Annotated in this window: 24 protein-coding genes; 16 read left to right on the top strand and 8 right to left on the bottom strand. The window is 41.2% G+C overall.

Going from position 1 to position 17,829, the window contains the following annotated elements; all coding sequences use genetic code 11:
* Window positions 1-279 precede the first annotated feature (279 nt).
* Both artC and J2755_RS10765 read left to right on the top strand, forming a co-directional pair.
* Complete coding sequence (gene artC, locus J2755_RS10770) at window positions 280-1,107, top strand: archaeosortase C (RefSeq protein WP_209683577.1); 828 nt, start codon at window positions 280-282, stop codon at window positions 1,105-1,107.
* A 63-nt stretch (window positions 1,108-1,170) separates the two neighbouring features.
* On the top strand, window positions 1,171-2,364 hold the full coding sequence (locus tag J2755_RS10765) for a PGF-pre-PGF domain-containing protein (RefSeq protein ID WP_209683574.1): 1,194 nt from the start codon (window positions 1,171-1,173) through the stop codon (window positions 2,362-2,364).
* On the opposite strand, the gene J2755_RS10760 is transcribed toward J2755_RS10765, so the two are convergent.
* A complete protein-coding gene (locus J2755_RS10760) occupies window positions 2,365-3,348 on the bottom strand; it encodes an MraY family glycosyltransferase (RefSeq protein ID WP_209683571.1) in 984 nt (327 codons plus the stop codon).
* A gap of 146 nt (window positions 3,349-3,494) precedes the next feature.
* Between J2755_RS10760 and J2755_RS10755 the strand changes: the two genes are divergently transcribed.
* Window positions 3,495-4,046, top strand: coding sequence for a VanZ family protein (locus J2755_RS10755; RefSeq protein WP_209683569.1), 552 nt, complete (start codon window positions 3,495-3,497; stop codon window positions 4,044-4,046).
* Here the strand turns inward: J2755_RS10755 and J2755_RS10750 are convergent.
* Window positions 4,012-5,094, bottom strand: coding sequence for a DegT/DnrJ/EryC1/StrS family aminotransferase (locus J2755_RS10750; protein ID WP_209683566.1), 1,083 nt, complete (start codon window positions 5,092-5,094; stop codon window positions 4,012-4,014). The two genes, J2755_RS10755 and J2755_RS10750, sit on opposite strands and share 35 nt — an antisense overlap.
* Before the next feature lie 13 nt (window positions 5,095-5,107).
* On the bottom strand, window positions 5,108-5,770 hold the full coding sequence (locus J2755_RS10745) for an acyltransferase (RefSeq protein WP_209683563.1): 663 nt from the start codon (window positions 5,768-5,770) through the stop codon (window positions 5,108-5,110).
* 128 nt (window positions 5,771-5,898) lie between these two features.
* Between J2755_RS10745 and J2755_RS10740 the strand changes: the two genes are divergently transcribed.
* The 10 genes from J2755_RS10740 (at window position 5,899) to ftsY (ending at window position 11,689) form a co-directional block, all read left to right on the top strand.
* On the top strand, window positions 5,899-7,170 hold the full coding sequence (locus tag J2755_RS10740; protein ID WP_209683560.1) for an adenylosuccinate synthase: 1,272 nt from the start codon (window positions 5,899-5,901) through the stop codon (window positions 7,168-7,170).
* Between the two features lie 141 nt (window positions 7,171-7,311).
* Entirely contained in the window at window positions 7,312-7,761 is a 450-nt protein-coding gene (locus J2755_RS10735; RefSeq protein ID WP_209683557.1) for a 30S ribosomal protein S19e, read from the top strand.
* 50 nt (window positions 7,762-7,811) lie between these two features.
* A complete protein-coding gene (locus J2755_RS10730) occupies window positions 7,812-8,162 on the top strand; it encodes a DNA-binding protein (protein ID WP_209683554.1) in 351 nt (116 codons plus the stop codon).
* A gap of 11 nt (window positions 8,163-8,173) precedes the next feature.
* On the top strand, window positions 8,174-8,767 hold the full coding sequence (locus tag J2755_RS10725; RefSeq protein WP_209683550.1) for a DUF7411 family protein: 594 nt from the start codon (window positions 8,174-8,176) through the stop codon (window positions 8,765-8,767).
* A gap of 95 nt (window positions 8,768-8,862) precedes the next feature.
* Window positions 8,863-9,018, top strand: coding sequence for a 50S ribosomal protein L39e (locus J2755_RS10720; protein WP_209683546.1), 156 nt, complete (start codon window positions 8,863-8,865; stop codon window positions 9,016-9,018).
* Window positions 9,019-9,028: 10 nt separating this feature from the next.
* On the top strand, window positions 9,029-9,295 hold the full coding sequence (locus tag J2755_RS10715; RefSeq protein WP_209683543.1) for a 50S ribosomal protein L31e: 267 nt from the start codon (window positions 9,029-9,031) through the stop codon (window positions 9,293-9,295).
* A 40-nt stretch (window positions 9,296-9,335) separates the two neighbouring features.
* Complete coding sequence (locus J2755_RS10710; RefSeq protein WP_209683540.1) at window positions 9,336-9,986, top strand: translation initiation factor IF-6; 651 nt, start codon at window positions 9,336-9,338, stop codon at window positions 9,984-9,986.
* A 25-nt stretch (window positions 9,987-10,011) separates the two neighbouring features.
* Window positions 10,012-10,188, top strand: coding sequence for a 50S ribosomal protein L18Ae (rpl18a, locus tag J2755_RS10705; protein ID WP_209683537.1), 177 nt, complete (start codon window positions 10,012-10,014; stop codon window positions 10,186-10,188).
* Window positions 10,189-10,192: 4 nt separating this feature from the next.
* Window positions 10,193-10,618, top strand: coding sequence for a prefoldin subunit alpha (pfdA, locus tag J2755_RS10700; protein WP_209683534.1), 426 nt, complete (start codon window positions 10,193-10,195; stop codon window positions 10,616-10,618).
* Between the two features lie 21 nt (window positions 10,619-10,639).
* The gene (gene ftsY, locus J2755_RS10695; protein WP_209683532.1) at window positions 10,640-11,689 is read left to right on the top strand and encodes a signal recognition particle-docking protein FtsY; all 1,050 of its coding nucleotides are present in this window, start codon (window positions 10,640-10,642) and stop codon (window positions 11,687-11,689) included.
* 6 nt (window positions 11,690-11,695) lie between these two features.
* On the opposite strand, the gene trpA is transcribed toward ftsY, so the two are convergent.
* From trpA to J2755_RS10670, 5 genes are read right to left on the bottom strand one after another with little or no spacing between them, the layout of a single operon-like run.
* Window positions 11,696-12,505 carry a tryptophan synthase subunit alpha gene (gene trpA, locus J2755_RS10690; RefSeq protein WP_209683530.1) on the bottom strand — a complete coding sequence of 270 codons (810 nt, stop codon included), beginning with the start codon at window positions 12,503-12,505 and terminating at the stop codon, window positions 11,696-11,698.
* Window positions 12,462-13,649, bottom strand: a complete 1,188-nt coding sequence (gene trpB / locus J2755_RS10685; protein ID WP_209683528.1) for a tryptophan synthase subunit beta — start codon at window positions 13,647-13,649, stop codon at window positions 12,462-12,464. The genes trpA and trpB overlap by 44 nt, the downstream gene beginning before the upstream one ends.
* Window positions 13,646-14,458: an indole-3-glycerol-phosphate synthase gene (locus tag J2755_RS10680; RefSeq protein WP_394357568.1), complete on the bottom strand. Its 813-nt coding sequence runs from the start codon at window positions 14,456-14,458 to the stop codon at window positions 13,646-13,648. Before J2755_RS10680 ends, trpB begins: the two co-directional genes overlap by 4 nt.
* 56 nt (window positions 14,459-14,514) lie before the next feature.
* Entirely contained in the window at window positions 14,515-14,874 is a 360-nt protein-coding gene (locus J2755_RS10675; protein ID WP_209683524.1) for a hypothetical protein, read from the bottom strand.
* Complete coding sequence (locus tag J2755_RS10670; protein WP_209683522.1) at window positions 14,867-15,493, bottom strand: hypothetical protein; 627 nt, start codon at window positions 15,491-15,493, stop codon at window positions 14,867-14,869. The genes J2755_RS10675 and J2755_RS10670 overlap by 8 nt, the downstream gene beginning before the upstream one ends.
* Window positions 15,494-15,851: 358 nt before the next feature.
* Here J2755_RS10670 and J2755_RS10665 point away from each other — a divergent pair, with 358 nt between their 5' ends.
* The 3 genes from J2755_RS10665 (at window position 15,852) to trxB (ending at window position 17,828) form a co-directional block, all read left to right on the top strand.
* Entirely contained in the window at window positions 15,852-16,541 is a 690-nt protein-coding gene (locus tag J2755_RS10665) for an archaellin/type IV pilin N-terminal domain-containing protein (protein ID WP_209683521.1), read from the top strand.
* A 121-nt stretch (window positions 16,542-16,662) separates the two neighbouring features.
* Window positions 16,663-16,905, top strand: a complete 243-nt coding sequence (locus J2755_RS10660; RefSeq protein WP_209683519.1) for a glutaredoxin family protein — start codon at window positions 16,663-16,665, stop codon at window positions 16,903-16,905.
* Window positions 16,906-16,925: 20 nt separating this feature from the next.
* Complete coding sequence (trxB, locus tag J2755_RS10655) at window positions 16,926-17,828, top strand: thioredoxin-disulfide reductase (RefSeq protein WP_209683516.1); 903 nt, start codon at window positions 16,926-16,928, stop codon at window positions 17,826-17,828.
* Window position 17,829: the final 1 nt, after the last annotated feature.

Here is a 17,829-nt window from a genome sequence, read left to right as displayed (position 1 = left end):
CTTCTATTTAAACATTGTGAAAAAAAGTAAAATGTTATTATTATGATAATGATGAGTGGTATTTTCAACTCTATATTATTTCATCTCTAAAAATGCTGCTTTTGAGCAGTATTGGATTAAACCGTGTGGAGTTTAATATATTATACTTTTATTGACATGAATTTTTCAAAAAACAGGACACTCTCGCTCCTTTGATTAATTAAGATATTTGTGTATCTATATTAGTAGAAAGAATATTATATAAAAAAGGCTTTTTGTATTTCGGAGACATAGGAATAAATGCCTGAAGAAAACAAAAACATTTTGTACATTCTGTTGATACTCGCCTTATTCACTGGCGCAACAATAGAAATGAGTGAAGGTTCTGCACTTGCGGGTATAGTCTTGATTCTTCTTGCGGTTTTGGTATTCACACGTCTTCAGATTACTTCGTCCGCTTCGGCAAAGAATTCCTATATTTATGCTCTAATTGGAGTGGTAATGATCATTGCGGATGTTGCCTATAATCTCCAAGCCTTGAATCAGCTTGGAACCCTTGATACGATGGTTTTTTTCTTGGGAGCATCACTTGTTGTTTATGGTCTAAACATCCAGCAATTTGCGAAACTAGGTGAATTTGGCATTTACATTTCGGCATCATTTCTCTTTCTTTTCATAATTTTCTATAGTACATTTGGTGCTTTAAACATTGATTTTCTTCACCTTTTTGATCATTACTTTGTATTATTGCCTACAGTTTCAGTAATTAAATTGTTTGGAATTCCTGTTGAGGTTGTGGCTACTGAAACTGTCCAACTTGGGGGGGTAGTGCCAATGACAATTGTTATCGGTGGGCCATGTTCCGGTCTTTATTCCATGTTCCTTTTGATTGGAATCGTTTTTGGATATAGCCGAATTGAAAAAATGGAACTCAACAAAACCCTTGCGCTATTGGGAGTTGCTGTTGTTGTAGCATATATTTCAAATCTGGTTCGTGTCATTATTCTTTATATTACTGCATTTTATTACGGTCTTGATACCATGATGGTAGTACATACCCATCTTGGGTGGATCATATTTGCGGCAGTTGCAGGTTCGATTATGTTCTTACTTGAAAAGTACCGATAATTTGAATTATAAGCATTGAATTTACGAAATACTTTTTTAGTTTCTGTTAGAAAAGGAGAGTTGATGCAAAAAACTCCATTTATTTTTTCTATAGTGCTTTTGATTCTATTTGCTTCTATACCTGCCCTTGGACAAGTTGAGATATTCTTGGAATCATCTTCCACATCAGTTTCTTCAGGGGATAACTTTACAATTAGTGTTTATGTCAACCCCGATGTTCCAGTTACAGGCATAGAAATGGACATAAATTTTGAACCAACTTTTGCAGAAGCTACATTGGTCGATGAAGGCAGCTTTCTTCAGACTTCAGGGTCACCAACAATATTCAATTCCGGTGATATTGATGCGGAGTTAGGGACGATATCAAATGTTTTTGGTGTAATCTTGGGAAAAAGTAACACTTCTTCCGATGGACACTTTGCCCACATTGAGTTCGCCGCTGGCAATTCCAGTGGAACCTATGAATTCGAAGCCCAGAATATTGTTGTAAGTAATGAAGATGGGGACTCGCTTCCTTTTGTATCACAATCTGTTTATGTAAGTTTATCTTCTTCCGGAACTTCGTCATCTTCTTCGGGGGGCACTGGTGGCGGGGGAGGTGGCAGTGGGTCTGATGGCGAACCTCCCTCAAACGTGGCTCTCAAGCAAATTTCAAGCAACATTCTCGTTGCACGAAATCCGGCATCATACGCATTTGATGATCCTTTAAACCCGATTGCTTACATAAATTTTACACCATTAACCAATGCGGGACAAACGAAAGCTACAGTTGAGTTACTTAACGACACTTCTGTTTTCGTGGATTCTCCTGCCGGGGAAAACGTGTATGCCAATTTTAATTTGTGGATTGGTCTTGCAGGTTATGCTACTCCTTCAAACATAGAAGATGCAGAGATTGTATTTAAGGTACCAATGGGGTGGTTTGAAGGGAATGATATTTCTTTTTCAGAAATTGAACTGAGGCGTTATGATGAAGGTTCGTGGTCTTCTTTGCCCACTTACTTTTTATTTGAAAATGAAGGAAATTCGTATTTCAGAGCGCAGACGCCGGGGTTTTCGCCGTTTGCAATAGTATATGCTGAAAAAGAGTCTAAACATAACTCCGATTCTTCAAGCGATGAAATTCTGGAAGATGATACAGATGGTGCTAGCATCTCCGAAAATAATAGGGATGAAACGATCTTCCCTGAAGTTTCTCAGAACGGTTTATTTCTTCTGCTAATTGCTTTTATAATGCTGATGTTTTACAGGCGATGATTAAATCCTTCCTGGTAGGAAGATGCCTATTATGCAGAAAATAGCTGTAAATGCATACATGGCATAAGTTGCCTGTTTTTCGGTGACATTGTAGTAGTATGGAAGTACCCACTTCAGAGTTAATGGATTTGGAACCTCAAGGATTCCATCTCCCCTGTCACGCCCAAATTTAGCAACAGGGTACTTCTTAGTAACTCTCCAGTAAAAATACATAAGGAAATTGATGGTATGCGGGATTAACATGACAAAACCGCTGATAATGAAGCCTTGTATGACTATTATTGTCCCTATGGCTGCACCAATGGTCAGAGATCCGATATTTCCCCAAAATATTTGTGATGGGTATTTGTCATAAAGCCAGTATCCAAAAAGAGCACCTGCAATTCCAATAATTGCAATTATGTTTCCAACATCTCCAATGATTATTGATTTGATTATAAGGGATAATAATACTATTAGAGAAAGTCCGGAAGCAAGACCGTTGTACCCCGAATGCATATTTACGAGATTGGACGCTACAAGCACGTAAGTCGGAACTATAAATTGCAGGTATAGTATGCCCATTTCAAATTGACCTAAGGATGGTAAGGTAATTGCCGTGTGGGTTGCATACTGGATGAGGGGATACGAGCAATAGTACATAAGCAGTAATTTTGAAACTCTGCCTATGTCAATCATATCATCAAGAATGCCGAATATCCCAAACATTGCAACAACTATCAGAGCAACATAATTAGTTGAAGGAAACTGGAAAAAAAGTGAATTCAGTGAAATTGAAAGCATGGCTATGAGGAGTATTGCAACTCCTCCCCTGTCAGCAACCATTACTTCTCCTTTCTTGTAATAGTCCTTTGCAGTAATTCCTCTCTCCTTTAACTTGCGAATGAAGTAAGGCATTGAAATTGCAGTCGCAGCAAAGGGTATCAGGAAATTGCTTGCAACAATTAGTGCTTCAAGTTCATAGTATGAAAGATTTTCCAGCATAAACAGTCCCATTTTTTAATTCATATGCTATTTCTTTAGTATTTGGTCATTATAGACACCAATAGAATATATCTATTACCTATGCATATTAAGGTCTAAAGTGCCGAAGTAATTTTATTTTGTATTGTTGCAAACTGTGATTTAAAATGCACATGCTAAAAATATCCAAATTCCGGATTTTTGCTTTTCTATCAATAGTATATGCCATTTTCATTTTTTACTTATCTTCCCTCAGTGATCCCACACAACTTGCGTCAGATTTTGCACAATTACAGTTTATTCATGATCTGGGAGATTTTTTCAAACAACATAATATGCAATTTGCAGTCGATATCGTCAATTATTCGTATGACAATTTTGATAAAATTGTGCACATGTTTCTTTATTTTGGTTTCGGAATTCTTTTACATCTTACGTTCAGAAATTCTAACAATCGGACTTTGAAACATTATGCTCCGATTTTTGCTATTTTGATAGGTGTCCTGTATGGAATTACAGATGAAATTCACCAGTCATTTGTACCGGGTAGATCTGCCACAACCGATGATCTTCTTGCAAATAGTATTGGGCTTGCAATAGCCCAGATAATTTTCTGGCTTGCAATAATCAAAGCCCTCTTTTGGAAAAAAGAAAAAAAGCGTACAGGTATTTTTCGCAAAGCTTTTAGCTATTTGAAAGCCCTCTTTTCATGGCCTTAATAACTTGCAATAACTCGCTTTCACCAAGCGCTGGGTGAACTGGTAGAGAAATAACTTCTTCAGCAGTTTTTTCTGATAGTGGCAGGTTATCTTTGTATCCAAGGCTTAAATAGTAAGGCTGTTTGTGAAGTGGGAGTGGATAGTGTATTCCATAACCAATATCAGAGTCTTTTAACGATTCAATAACTTTTGTACGGTTCTTTACACGTACGGTATATTGATGGTAAACATGCCTGGCATTTGTGTCCTCTACAGGTGCAGTAATACCTTCCAGATCTCCGAACTCTTCATTAAGCAATCTGGCATTGTCCCGGCGTTTCTGAATATATGTGTCCAGTTTCTTCAACTGCACTCTTCCAATTGCGGCAGATATGTCGGTCATGCGTAAATTATATCCCAGCATTTCATGCATGTATCTCTCACGCGATCCATGTGCACGTATCATACGAGCCTTTTCTGCAACTTCGTCATCGTTTGTAGTAATTATTCCGCCCTCGCCTGTCGTCATGTTTTTGGTGGGGTAGAAGCTAAATGCACCACATCCGAAAGATCCGACTTTCTTTTTATTGTATTCTGCTCCATGTGCCTGACATGCATCCTCGATTATGGCAAGGTCATATTCATCGGCAATTTCCATGATAATTTTCATTTCGGCAGGATTCCCGTAAAGGTGTACAGGCATTATTGCTTTTGTTTTGTCTGTTATCTTGTCTTCAATTAGGTCTGGATCAATATTGAATGAAATGGGATCAATATCTGCAAAAACAGGTTTCGCACCGGTAAACAGGATGGAATTTCCTGTAGCTATGAAAGTAAAAGGTGTAGTGATTACCTCATCACCTTTGCCAATATCGTTTGCAAGTAATGCAGCATGAAGGGCAGCAGTTCCGGAATTTACTGCGACTGCGTGTTTTGTCCCGATATAACTTGCGAATTCTTTTTCGAATTCTGTTACCTGTGGGCCGGATGCGATCATTCCGCTTTTCATTACTTCTGTGACTGCTTCAATTTCATCTTGCCCGATGTCCGGTTTTGCAATGTTTATCATGACAATTCTCCTTTTAGATCTGGTTTGCAATTTTCATCTTCTCAGGAAGATCCTTTGTTTTTGCAGGGCACCCAATGGCCATTTTCCAGTCGGGTACATCTTTTGTTACGAGAGCTCCGGCGGCTACCATTGCACCTTCACCGATTTCAACCCCTGGCACAATAGTTGCGTTTCCTCCTATACTTGCTCCTTCTCGAATGGTTGGGCCCATTGGAACATATTCTCCACGCACCGGATACCTATCATTTGTGAGGCAGGAGCAAGGTCCAATGAAAACATTGTTTTCAATCGTAACATGGGTGGGAATGTACACATTTCCCTGAATGCTCACATTGCTTCCGATTTTACAATTGCCGTCAATGATTGTATTTGTTCCCACCAACACATGTTCGCCGAATTCTGTATTCTCCCTTATCATGGCATTATGACCTGTCATGAAACGGTTCCCGGTAACTACATTGCTAAAGATAGTTGTACCGGCTCTTATCATAGCATTGTTTCCTATGTTTGAGCCTGCAAAATCATATTCTTCCGCAATGATACCTTTTGCAATTATTTCCTTGAGTATATTATGTTCAGGATATCCGATAATACAATTCTCCATTATTACAGATTCCTTTCCGATGGTAGAATTCCCGTATATTTTTGCGGAAGGATGGATGTATTCCTTGTCCATATGTATCAGGCTCTTAATATTTTTAATTCTGTTAAGAAAGGAGCGTTTGTAGTTTAAATAGCTATTTCTGAATTAATCTGTAAGAGATAATCAAAACATTATTATGCTTCCATTCCTATGTGCACCCTATGTTCACTATCATCACTGGTTCTCAGTTCGGAGATGAAGGAAAAGGGAAGATTGTCGACCTGCTGGCAAAAGACTACGACATTGTCGCCCGTTTTCAGGGCGGTGACAATGCCGGCCATACAGTGAAAGCAGGTGGAAAAGTTTACAAACTCCATCTAATTCCTTCAGGCTTCCTTTTAGATTCCCGTGTTCTTATTGGGCCCGGGACAGTCTTAAACCCGGCTGTTCTGGCGGAAGAAATGGAGATGCTTGAGGAAGCTGGTGTTCCGGTGACATCCGAAAAACTGGGTGTGGATGCAAAAACCAGTGTTATTATGCCTTATCACATTGAGATGGATGGTCTGAGAGAGGCTGCACGCTCTGAAAAAATAGGAACTACCAAAAGGGGCATTGGATATGCCTATATCGACAAGGTTGCCCGGGATGAAATTCGAATGGCGGATCTTGTGGATGAAGAGCGCCTGCGCAGTCGCCTTGCTGAAATCTCAGCTCAAAAAGAAGCTACGATTGTCCAAATGGGTGGGGATGCATCTATCGTTCTCGATGATGAAAAAATATCCCGTTATGCCGCACTCGGTCAAATGCTTGCTCCTTATGTAACAGACGTGTCACTTGAAATTAACCGTGCTCTTGATGAGGGAAAGAATGTCCTTGCAGAAGGTGCTCAGGGCAGTCATCTTGATGTAATTCACGGAACGCAAAAATACGTGACATCATCTTCCACCATTGCCGGTTCAGCATGTGCAGGTCTTGGTGTGGGTCCTACAAGGGTGGATGAAGTACTCGGCATTGTCAAAGCATATATTACTCGTGTGGGTGCCGGCCCGCTACCAACTGAGCTTGAAGATGAAGCAGGTAAGCATTTGCATGATGTAGGTCATGAATTCGGTACAACTACAGGAAGATCCAGACGCTGTGGTTGGTTTGATCTTCCCCTCGTTAAAAAAGCCGCTTATCTCAATGGATACACTTCACTTGCCCTTACAAAACTGGATGTTCTGACAGGACTGAACCCAATTAAGATTTGTGTGGGATACATGTCTGAAGGACAGAAACTTGACTATCCGCCGGAGAGTACAACAGTTCTTTCTGAATGCGTTCCTGTCTATGAGGATTTCCCGGGGTGGGAAGAGGATCTTACAGATGTGGATTCTTATGAGAAGCTCCCTGAGAATGCCCGTTTGTATGTTGAAAAAATGGAAGAACTCATCGGAGTTCCTATAAAATATGTCTCGGTTGGTCCGGCAAGGGAACAGACATTTGAAAAGTAAGTGCCTGATTCCATTAATCGGCCAAAAACCATATATATGAAACGATAGCTTTAAGAACCTTATCTCACTGCATATAGCAAAATAAAACTCATGATAATCTGAGAAGATTCATCAAATATTTCAAGTTTCAAGGAGGATATAATGACTACAGCGTATGATGTGCCTGCTACTGATATTATTTCCAAGCTGGCAGAGAAGCTAAAAGAAAATGATAACATTCAGCCCCCTGAATGGGCTGCATTTGCAAAGACCGGAGTACACAAGGAACTGCCTCCAATGGACAGTGACTGGTGGTACACCAGATGTGCCGCAGTTCTCAGAAGGATCTATATAGATGGTCCTATCGGAATCCAGAGGCTCAGATCCGTTTATGGTGGAAAGAAGAACAGGGGCGCAAATCCTTCAAAGAAGGCCAAAGGCAGCGGTTCTGTTGCACGTGTGGTTTCCCAGCAGTTGGAATCAGCAGGTTTTGTATCCCAGCTTAAAGGCGGTAGGATTGTAACACCTGCAGGTCAGTCTTTACTCGATAATACAGCAACTGAAGTCAAAGCTGAATTGGTTTCTGCTGTTCCAGGTCTTGAAAAATACTGATATGTTCTGCATTCTGCCCTGATGGGCAGTATCCAGATGGAAGTGATGCTATGGAAGACGATCTCGAAGCAATACGCAGGAAACGGATGGAAGATCTCCAGCGCCAACAGGCGGCAATGGGTGAGAGTGATGTCCAGGCTGCATACCAAAAAGAGCAAGAGATGGCTGAAAGGGAAGCCATGATTCAATCTGTCCTCAGGCAGATCATGACTCCTGAAGCCCGGGAAAGGCTGACACGCTTAAAAATGTCACGCAAAGAAATGGCTGACCAGATCGAAGCACAGCTTGTTTCACTTGCTCAGAGCGGTCGTTTACAAAGCAAAATTGATGATGAAAAATTGAAAGCCCTGCTTATGCAGATGCAGCCAAAAAAGCGTGAAACCAAGATCACAAGGATGTGAGAAGTTAATCCATGAAGGCGCGAGTACTGTTTAGTGGAGGGAAGGATAGTTCCCTTTCCGCGCTCTTTCTGGAGCCATTCTTTGATGTGGAATTGGTAACCTGTACGTTTTCATTGGCACCAGTTGCCGAAATTGCTGCAGAAGTTGCTGCTAAGCTGGGATTAAAACATACAGCTATTGAAATGGATATGGCTGTTCTGGACGAAGCTCTTCAGATGATTCTGGGGGACGGATATCCAAGGAATGCCATTAACCACGTTCATTTGAAAGCCCTTGAAAAGGTTGCTTCTCTTTCTCCGGGATACGTAATCGCAGATGGTATCCGGAGGGATGACATAGCACCACGGCTTGATCAATCAAATCTCCGAAGTATAGAAGATCGTTTTGGAGTTTCCTGCGTATCTCCTCTTGTTGGGTACGGAAGGGCTGCGGTCAATGATCTTGTGAACCAGCATCTGGTTATTAAGGAAGATTTAAGCGACAGGTTGGACAAGGCAGATTATGAAACTGAACTCAGACAGCTGATCAAGGATCGATGCGGTGATGAAAAAATCGGGGAAATTTTCCCGGAGCACATACAATCAAGAGTAATTTCCCGCAAGTAATGGTGTCATTGGTTTATCAGGCAGATTAAAGATTTATATGATTAGCTGGTTTATGCACTTAAATCTAGAGAGCAACGTCGATTCAGGTGAGATACGTGAGCCATAATACAAAAGGACAGAAGAAAAGGTTGGCAAAAGCCCATGTTCAGAACCAGAGGGTTCCTACTTGGGCAATTATAAAGACTAACAGAAAGGTTGTCACCCATCCAAAGAGAAGGCATTGGAGAAGGGGCAGTCTTAAGGTAAAGTGAGGTGAAGACCATGGAAGGCGATATAGTAAAAGAGCAGGTTTATACAATTCCTCTTCGTGCAGCCAAACTGGCTCCAAAATGGAGGCGTGCAAACCGTGCAATTACACTTATAAGAAAGTATTTGATACGCCACATGAAAGCTGATCCTAAACAGATCAAAATTGATAGCACAATCAATGAACTGATCTGGAACAGGGGTTCAGAAAAGCCACCTTCCTCCATACGTGTAAGGGCGGCAAAATTCGATGATGGCGAAGTACAGGCAGAACTTGCCTGATGCTTTTTGGTGACAGCACTGACATTTAATCGGTTACATCATGATTAGAACTTTGAACATCTATGATAATCCTGTGATTGGGGTTTTTGCCACTTGCACTGAAAATGCTGCAATTGTGCCTTATGGTACTGGTGAAAACATTGTCAAATCACTTAATGAATATCTTGACGTGGATGTCTTTTCCACTCTTATAAGTGGAAGTGTAGTTGTAGGTTCTTTGTCATGTGGCAATTCTTCCGGATTGCTTGTGCCCCGACAGAGTTCCCTGCCAGGATTAATTGGTAGTGATATACCCATTGTAGAAGTCCCGGGAAATCTTACTGCCATGGGTAACAATATCCTTGTAAATGATTCAGCAGCATTGGTGAACCCCGAACTTACAGATGGAGCAATTGAAGTTATTTCCAGGGCTCTTAATGTAGATGTCCACAGGGGAACAATTGCAGGGGTCAAAACCGTGGGAATGGCAGCAGTGGCCACCAACAGAGGCTTGTTAGTACATCCTCGCATTAACCAGCATGAATTAGCACGACTGGAAGATGTTTTCAATCTTCCCATTGAAGTGGGTACAGTAAACTACGGCTCACAGGTAGTAGGATCAGGTGTTCTTGCTAATTCCAAAGGATATGTTGCAGGATCTGAAACAACAGGTCATGAACTGGGGCGAATTGAAGATGCCCTTATGAATTAATTATTAAAGAAACTGGTGATTTTATATGAAAAATTTCGTGGTAAAAGGTACATTCAAAGCTGGCCATGACTGGGAAAAGTTCACTAAGAATGTAGAAAGCCAGAATGAAAAGAACGCACGTGAAAAGGTTTATTCCATTTTTGGAAGTAAACACGGAATCAAGCGCTCCTTGATTAACATTGATGTAGTTAATGAGGCATGATTCTATGGCAGAAATCGGGCAGCAGGATATTCAGAACCTTGCAATGCAGCACAGGGAATACCAGCAGCAGGCTCAGACTATCCAGCAACAGATAAGCATGGTTCAAGTTTCGATTGACGAATGCAAAATGGCTATTAATACTCTTGATGAGTTGCCCGATGAGCCCGAATTGGAATCTTTAATTCCCATAGGTTCCGGTTCTTTCCTTAATGCCCGTGTCCTGAATAACGATAAAGTTGTCGTAGATGTCGGAGCGGGATTCCGTGTCGAGAAGTCTGCAGAGGGGGCAAAGGAAATCCTTAACAAACGCTGTGATAATTTCCAAAAGATTCTGGATAACATGACTCAATCTCTTTCCAGGATTGCTGAGAAAATGCAGTCAATTGAATCTTTGGTAGCACAGCAGCAGGGTGGAGTTCCTCCACAGTAAGGTTTTTCAGAGGTTTTGGGTTTGTTTGGGAAACTCAAAGAAAAGCTATCGGGTTTCACGAAATCTGTAGAGACTCAGATAGATGAAAAAGCTACTCCTTTGGAGAATCCGGTTGAACCTGAAGGGGAAATTGTCGAAGAGGCAGTAGTTTCTCAGGAAGAACCTGTTCAGGAAAACAAGAAGAATCTGGGCTTTGCCCAAAAAGCAAAAGCTCTTGTTTTTGAAAGGGAATTTATCCTTACTGAAAGTGATATTGAAGATTCCCTCTGGGAACTTGAAATGGCTTTGATTGAAAGTGATATTGCACTATCAGTTTCTGAAAAAATCGTTTCTGATGTCAAAAATGAGCTTGTGGGCAGTCGTCGGAAAATTGGTTCCAATACAGGCACCATTGTTGAAGATGCGTTGAAGAAGTCTATCTATGATGTAATGTCCGCTAACGTTTTTGACTTCGATGATTTTGTCGATTCTCATGATAAACCGGTGCATGTTGTTTTTATCGGAATCAACGGAACCGGGAAAACAACAACAATTTCCAAACTTACAAAACACCTGACAGACAATGGCAGGTCAGTAGTAATCGCAGCAGGCGATACTTTCCGTGCAGGAGCAATTGATCAGATTGCCATTCATGCAGACAATCTCGGTGTGAAACTTATCAAACACCAGCCTGGCGGAGATCCGGCTGCTGTTGTTTATGATGCTGTGCAATATGCCAAAGCACATCACACCGATGTTATCCTTTCAGATACTGCAGGCCGTATGCACACAAACGTCAATCTTATGTCACAATTGGAGAAAATCTGTCGCGTAAGCGCTCCTGATCTCATCGTATTTGTGGATGAGGCAGTTGCAGGTAACGATGCGGTTGAGCGGGCAAAGCAGTTTAATGAAGCCGTTCCCATCGACGGTTCGATTCTTACCAAAACAGATGCAGATTCAAAAGGTGGTGCTGCAATATCAATAGCCTACATCACCGGGAAACCTATTCTCTTCCTCGGTATGGGTCAGGGCTATGATGACCTGCAGAAATTCGATCCAAAATGGTTTGTGGATCAATTGTTTAATTGATCCATTTCAAGCTTTTTTACAACCACTTTTGATATCCCTTGTGAGGGATTCTATTCTTTCCAATACGTTGTCTCCAGAAGCAACTATGTTGACTAATGCTGAACCTACAATTACACCATCGGCTCCATCTTTGACGGCCTCTTCAGCTTGCTCTTTTGTTGAAATTCCAAAACCTACTGCTTTTGGTTTATTACTTTTAATGCCATCAAGCTGCACTTTAAGGGATTCTCCAAGTTCGGTTTTGCCTCCCGTAACTCCCATTCTTGGAACCACGTAAATAAAGCCGGATGTGTTTTGTGAGACTTTTTCAATTCTGTCTGCCGGTGTATTTGGGGTCACCATGAAAATGTTTGCAACTCCTTTTTCCCGGGACTCTGCGATGAGCTCACCTGCTTCTTCAACAGGTAAGTCCGGGATTATTAACCCACAAATTCCGCTTTTTGCACAATCTGAGACAAATTCTTTTATTCCGTGTGCATAAACCAAATTGTAATATGTCATACAGACAAGTGGGATGTCTGTTTCAAGGTCACTTATGAGTTTGAAATAACTATCTGTATCCATGCCGTTTTGTATTGCACGCACTGATGCTGCCTGTATAACCGGTCCGTCAGCAACCGGATCTGAGAAAGGCAATCCCAGCTCGATAATATCTGCACCGCCCTTTTCCAGTGCATAAACAATATCTTTTGTGGATTCAATGTCAGGATCTCCTGCACAGATATATGTTATAAGAGCCGCCTCTTTTTTCTCTTTAAGTTCTTCAAATTTATCAGCTATTTTCATTTCCATCTCTCCTTTTAATGAGGCTCTCAAGATCCTTATCTCCCCTTCCTGATAGGTTAATGATTACTGTTTCACCAAGTTCTCCGCTCTTTGCATTCTCCAGAACATATCCCACAGCATGTGATGATTCAAGAGCAGGAATGATACCTTCTTTCCGGCTTAATTCATTAAAAGCATTAACGGCCATATCGTCAGTAATATATCTTGGTTTAAGGCGACCGATATTTACAAGATAAGCAAGTTCGGGTCCGACACCAGCATAGTCAAGGCCGGCTGAAATAGAGGTCGATTCGAGGATCTGGCCATCTTTGTTCTGCAGGACTTTTGTATGTGCTCCATGCAAAATTCCTTCTTTACCTTCACAGAGCGAGGCAGAGTGATATGCTACTGTGGCTCCTTCTTTTAGTTCCTTGCCTCCGGCTTCAACAGCGAAAAGGTCCACATCGTCTTTGATAAAGGGGTGGAAGATTCCCATGGCGTTGCTTCCTCCTCCTGTACATGCTACGATAGAATCGGGAAGTTTCCCTTCCTTTTCAAGGATTTGTTTTCGGGCTTCCTTTCCGATAACACTCTGAAAATCTCTTACTATCATGGGGTATGGATGTGGTCCAACTACTGAACCTATCAGGTAGTGAGTGTCTTTTACATTAGTTACCCAATCCCTCATTGCTTCATTAATGGCATCCTTGAGGGTTTTGGATCCGGTTTCCACAGGGATAACTTCGGTACCCATCAATTCCATGCGATAAACATTCATTTTCTGCCTTTCGACGTCTTTGGCACCCATGTAGACGGTAGCTTCCATTCCCAGTCTTGCTGCGGCCATTGCAGTAGCTGTTCCATGCTGGCCAGCTCCGGTTTCAGCGACAATGCGCTTTTTACCCATATGTTTTGCAAGCAAGGCCTGACCAAGCGCATTGTTCAGTTTATGAGCACCACCATGGACAAGGTCTTCTCTTTTCAGGTAGATCTTAATTCCATATTTCTGGCTGAGGTTTGGTGCGTGGTAAAGGGGAGTTGGTCTTCCCCCAAAATCCTTGAGCAGATAGTCAAGTTCATCCTGGAATTTTTTATCAGAACGCATTTTTTCGTATTCCCGATCCAGCTCTTCAAGAGCAGGCATAAGGAGTTCAGGAACAAATTGACCCCCATATTTTCCATAGTATCCCTTCATTTTATTCCACCTTCAAGACTTGTTACAATTGCTTTTGTGTTATCGTATATGTCACCTTTCATGATTGAAGTTCCTACAAGAAGTGCATCAGCTCCCGCATTTATCATTCTTCGGGCATCTTCGGGATTTCCGATCCCGCTTTCACTTACCACAAAATAAGTGCGATTATTCTCTTTTTCATGTGTTTTGATGTAAGGAAGAAGTTTTTCTGTAGTTCCAATATCTACTTCAAGTGTATTCAGATCGCGATTGTTTATTCCCAGTAGTCTCGCCTGCGATTGAAATGCAAACTCCAGATCCTCAAGATTATGGATTTCAACAAGTGGTTCAATTCCTTTTGAAAGAGCAGTTTCTACAAAGGAAGGCAGTTTCTCCCTCAGGATAGCAGCTATCAGGAGGATGATATCATTTTCACACTCCTCAATTTGTCTTTCATCGATGATGAAGTCCTTCCTTAAAACTGGAATAGTAACTTCTTTCCTGACTTTTTTCAGGTTTTCTTTTGAGCCATTAAAATAATGAGGTTCCGTAAGGACTGAAATGGCAGTTGCACCCGCTTCTTCCATTGTCTTTGCAATGGCTGCTGCGTCAGAAGGGGTAACATCTTTTATCTTTTCTCTTGGAGATGACGGTTTTACTTCGGAAATGACGGCAACCTTTTGTTTCTTCCTAGCTGTAGCAATGGCATCAAGTATTGATCTTTTTGGTGCTATGCTTTCTGATACGTTTTTTTCCCGTGTTTCGGAGTCAGAAATGCGGGCAGTTGTTTTCTCGATTATATCATTGATTAGTTGATGCAAATGGAACACCTATGTACATTAATGTATTAATTTGTACATAGACATTTGTCTATTTATAGGTTACGTTAAGGCAACCTTTCCATCATTTCAACAAGCTTTCTGGACTTGTTGTAATAGCTAGTGCTGCTTTCTAGGAAATCGGCTGCTATCATTCCTTTGTCTGTGATTATGTAGCCGCCTCTTTTCACTTTCTTAACAAGGCCTGCAAACTGGAATACATTTTTCATTTTGCTTCCGATGCTTCCCTTATCTGCAAATTTGTCAGTATATCTCCTGATTTCTGAGAATTCAACTATTCTTCCTTCGTTTTGTTCCATTACGCGAAGTATTATCCTGTATTGGACATCTCCGGGTCCCTGATTAACTCCCAGTGATTGGTAGAACTCTGCAACTCTGGATTCGAAGTCGACATCTATATCAATCATTTTTTGGGACCTCGTCTTCGATCAAGAATTCCGTGTCATACTCTTCATCATAGTCATCTATGTCAATAGAATCCTGAATCCCAAGAGTTCGCTCAATTTTCATTGGTGTAAAATGGGCCAGATATCCAAGTGTTGTTCCAATAAGTATGAAAATCCGTGCTCCTATCTGTACTCCAGGGTTTGTAGAAATAAGATCTACAAGTACAAAATCCAGAACAAATGAAATTGCAAGTAGGCTAAAAGTGATGTGGTAACGCTTCCTCTTTGGCATTTTCCTGAGAATTGTCACTGCCAGTATTCCGAGGATCATTGCCGTTGGGATGACGAAAAGTCCGAAAATATAGATGTATGTTGACAATTCGCTTCCAAATGCATAGATTGTTCCCCATTCTGAAATTTCAGGATTTGCAAATCCTTTTTTGAAGATATCATTTGCGTAAAGGCTTCCAAATATGAAGAAAAATGAAGCTATCAAACTACTATACCTGCTTTTCCCGGTTAATACATAGGTTATCAGGAACGCTATCGGTACTGAAAGTATGGTGAATGCGAAGACGGTTCCTTTAAACAACTGTAGATCAATTGCATAATATCCATTCCATGAACTTAGTACTCTCAAACTGGTTAAAATGTATATTATAGATACCACTGCCCAGAAAAACACAAGCGCATAGAGGGACGGCAGGCTTTTTGGTTGACCTTTTTCACGCTTGATATATAGTTCAATTGCGAATGCAAGTGCTGCAATACTAATTGAGATGCAGATTATCAGATTGAGTCCAAGTTCGAGACTGATTATGATTCCTCCATATAAGCGATTTTTCTAACTTTACTTTAATAGTTAATATTGGTTTGTTTGTTGTTTGAATTTTCCAACAATAAGTATATATACTAGCACCTCATTATCATCATTATAAGTCTCATGACTCTTCAGACAGGGTCTATGAGGACTCTGACAAGCAGGAGGATAAAAAAGGATGAAAGCAAACACAAAATTTATGCTAAAAAAGGACACCAGCGGTCAAGTTGGTATCGGTACCCTTATTATATTCATTGCTATGGTATTGGTAGCAGCTGTTGCTGCAGCAGTCCTTATCCAGACTTCTGGTGTACTCCAGGAGAAAGCACAGTCTACAGGTGAACAAGCAACAGCAGAAGTCTCTTCAAACTTTGGTCTGGAGGGTGTAGTAGGTATCCGTGGTAACTCTTCAGGAAGCCTCTCTAGCTACGTTGATATGATTGAAATTCAGCTTGCTGTAAGTGCTGGCGGTGAACCAATGGATCTTAGCCAGCTTGTAGTCACCATAGGTGATGGTACCACCAGTAACACACTGACCTATAACCAGACTGGTACTGTTGCTGCACTGCTCGGTGATTCTGATAGTTCTTTCACAGCAACTGCAATTCGTGATGCAGACTCTTCTTTCACAGCAACCAGCCCTGTTATGAATCAGGGAGATTTGATTCTCATTAGAGTTTCTTCACTGAGTGCCCAGATGACCGATGTTGATGGAACAGCTGCCACATCTGCAGAAGTTTCAGGTCTTTCACTCGATCCAAGGACAAATGTGCAACTTTCGTTTAATCCAGAAGTAGGAAGCCCACTTACCGTTGGTTTCATTACTCCAACATCATACGGTGTTGACAAGAGGATTTCCCTCAACTAATGATGTTTAAAATTTGGATAGGATTCCCCTATCCTTCTCTTTTCCTTTTTTGTTTTCACTTTTCTTCTTCATGATTAATTTGAAATACTGTTATAGTGTATTCTTAATTGGGAGGAATGCTATGACGTCTGTTGTTCTTTTATACGCTGGCTGGTGCCATAATTGTCCGAAGGCCAAGAAACTCTGGCAGGATTTGAAGGGAGAATATGAATTTGATTATCGGGAAGTGGACGTTGAATCGGATGAAGGGCAACAATTTGTTGAGGAACTTGGTGTAATGGGGGTTCCAACTACAATAATCGATAATGATGTGGTTTTTGTTGGCATTCCGGATAAGAATGAAGCAATTTCTAAAATTACATAATTTTAATGGGGTAATTCAAGTTGCATGATCTTGTTATTGTGGGTGCAGGGCCTGCTGGATTAACTGCAGCCATTTATGCTGTACGATATGGTCTTGATGTTTTGCTTATTGATACACTTCCTGTAGGCGGACAGATCTCTTCGGCCAAGCTTGTGGAAAACTATCCGGGGTTTCAGGATATTTCCGGAATTGAACTGATGGAGAGATTCGTTGACCATGCCAAAGATATGGGTGTTTCTATGGAAGCAGCCTCTGTTTCTGAAGTTGTTGTTACAGATGACGGTTTTGAAACAGTTACGGATTCAGACCGCATCACCTCTAAAGCAGTAATAATTGCTACTGGAGCTGCTCCGAAATTGCTAGGTGTCCCAGGTGAATCGGAATTCACCGGAAGGGGTGTTTCTTACTGTGCAACCTGTGACGGTCCTTTTTTCTCTGGTAAGGAAATTGCTGTTATCGGAGGAGGAGAATCTGCAATCACGGATGCACTTGTATTGTCTGATATTGCAAAACAGGTTACTGTTATTCATCGAAGGGATACGCTTCGTGCGTCACAAATTCTTCAGGAGCGTGCTTTTTCGAGGGAAAATATTGATTTCATCTGGAATACTGTTGTTGAAGAAATCTCCGGAGAACAACTTGTTGATGGTGTGAATTTAAAGAATGTTGTAACAGGGGAAAATTCCAGGATTCCTATTGATGGCGTTTTTATTTATGTTGGCGTAGTGCCGAACACGGATTTTGTGGATGTGAAGAAGAACGATCAGGGCTTTATTATGGCTAATGAGGCAATGGAAACTTCCGTGCCAGGCCTGTTTGCTGCCGGTGATTGCCGGAAAGCGCCTCTTTACCAGGTAATAACTGCTGCCGCCGATGGTGCAGTTGCTGCATATTCCACACGAAAATATGTGCGAGGGCAATAAT

The sequence above is a fragment of the Methanohalophilus levihalophilus genome, from assembly GCF_017874375.1.
Taxonomy (GTDB): domain Archaea; phylum Halobacteriota; class Methanosarcinia; order Methanosarcinales; family Methanosarcinaceae; genus Methanohalophilus; species Methanohalophilus levihalophilus.
Note: the sequence above shows the minus strand (reverse complement) of the source record. Positions and strands in the feature narration are given on the sequence as shown.

What these genes read in the sequence shown, in the direction of transcription:
- J2755_RS10735 (WP_209683557.1), top strand. Translation starts at nt 7,312, where the DNA reads ATGACTACAGCGTATGATGTGCCTGCTACTGATATTATTTCCAAGCTG.
- J2755_RS10765 (WP_209683574.1), top strand. Translation starts at nt 1,171, where the DNA reads ATGCAAAAAACTCCATTTATTTTTTCTATAGTGCTTTTGATTCTATTT.
- J2755_RS10755 (WP_209683569.1), top strand. Translation starts at nt 3,495, where the DNA reads ATGCACATGCTAAAAATATCCAAATTCCGGATTTTTGCTTTTCTATCA.
- artC (WP_209683577.1), top strand. Translation starts at nt 280, where the DNA reads ATGCCTGAAGAAAACAAAAACATTTTGTACATTCTGTTGATACTCGCC.
- rpl18a (WP_209683537.1), top strand. Translation starts at nt 10,012, where the DNA reads ATGAAAAATTTCGTGGTAAAAGGTACATTCAAAGCTGGCCATGACTGG.
- J2755_RS10710 (WP_209683540.1), top strand. Translation starts at nt 9,336, where the DNA reads ATGATTAGAACTTTGAACATCTATGATAATCCTGTGATTGGGGTTTTT.
- J2755_RS10745 (WP_209683563.1), bottom strand. Translation starts at nt 5,770, where the DNA reads ATGGACAAGGAATACATCCATCCTTCCGCAAAAATATACGGGAATTCT.
- J2755_RS10730 (WP_209683554.1), top strand. Translation starts at nt 7,812, where the DNA reads ATGGAAGACGATCTCGAAGCAATACGCAGGAAACGGATGGAAGATCTC.
- J2755_RS10660 (WP_209683519.1), top strand. Translation starts at nt 16,663, where the DNA reads ATGACGTCTGTTGTTCTTTTATACGCTGGCTGGTGCCATAATTGTCCG.
- J2755_RS10725 (WP_209683550.1), top strand. Translation starts at nt 8,174, where the DNA reads ATGAAGGCGCGAGTACTGTTTAGTGGAGGGAAGGATAGTTCCCTTTCC.
- J2755_RS10675 (WP_209683524.1), bottom strand. Translation starts at nt 14,874, where the DNA reads ATGATTGATATAGATGTCGACTTCGAATCCAGAGTTGCAGAGTTCTAC.
- J2755_RS10740 (WP_209683560.1), top strand. Translation starts at nt 5,899, where the DNA reads ATGTTCACTATCATCACTGGTTCTCAGTTCGGAGATGAAGGAAAAGGG.
- J2755_RS10715 (WP_209683543.1), top strand. Translation starts at nt 9,029, where the DNA reads ATGGAAGGCGATATAGTAAAAGAGCAGGTTTATACAATTCCTCTTCGT.
- J2755_RS10750 (WP_209683566.1), bottom strand. Translation starts at nt 5,094, where the DNA reads ATGATAAACATTGCAAAACCGGACATCGGGCAAGATGAAATTGAAGCA.
- J2755_RS10665 (WP_209683521.1), top strand. Translation starts at nt 15,852, where the DNA reads ATGAAAGCAAACACAAAATTTATGCTAAAAAAGGACACCAGCGGTCAA.
- trpB (WP_209683528.1), bottom strand. Translation starts at nt 13,649, where the DNA reads ATGAAGGGATACTATGGAAAATATGGGGGTCAATTTGTTCCTGAACTC.
- pfdA (WP_209683534.1), top strand. Translation starts at nt 10,193, where the DNA reads ATGGCAGAAATCGGGCAGCAGGATATTCAGAACCTTGCAATGCAGCAC.
- J2755_RS10760 (WP_209683571.1), bottom strand. Translation starts at nt 3,348, where the DNA reads ATGCTGGAAAATCTTTCATACTATGAACTTGAAGCACTAATTGTTGCA.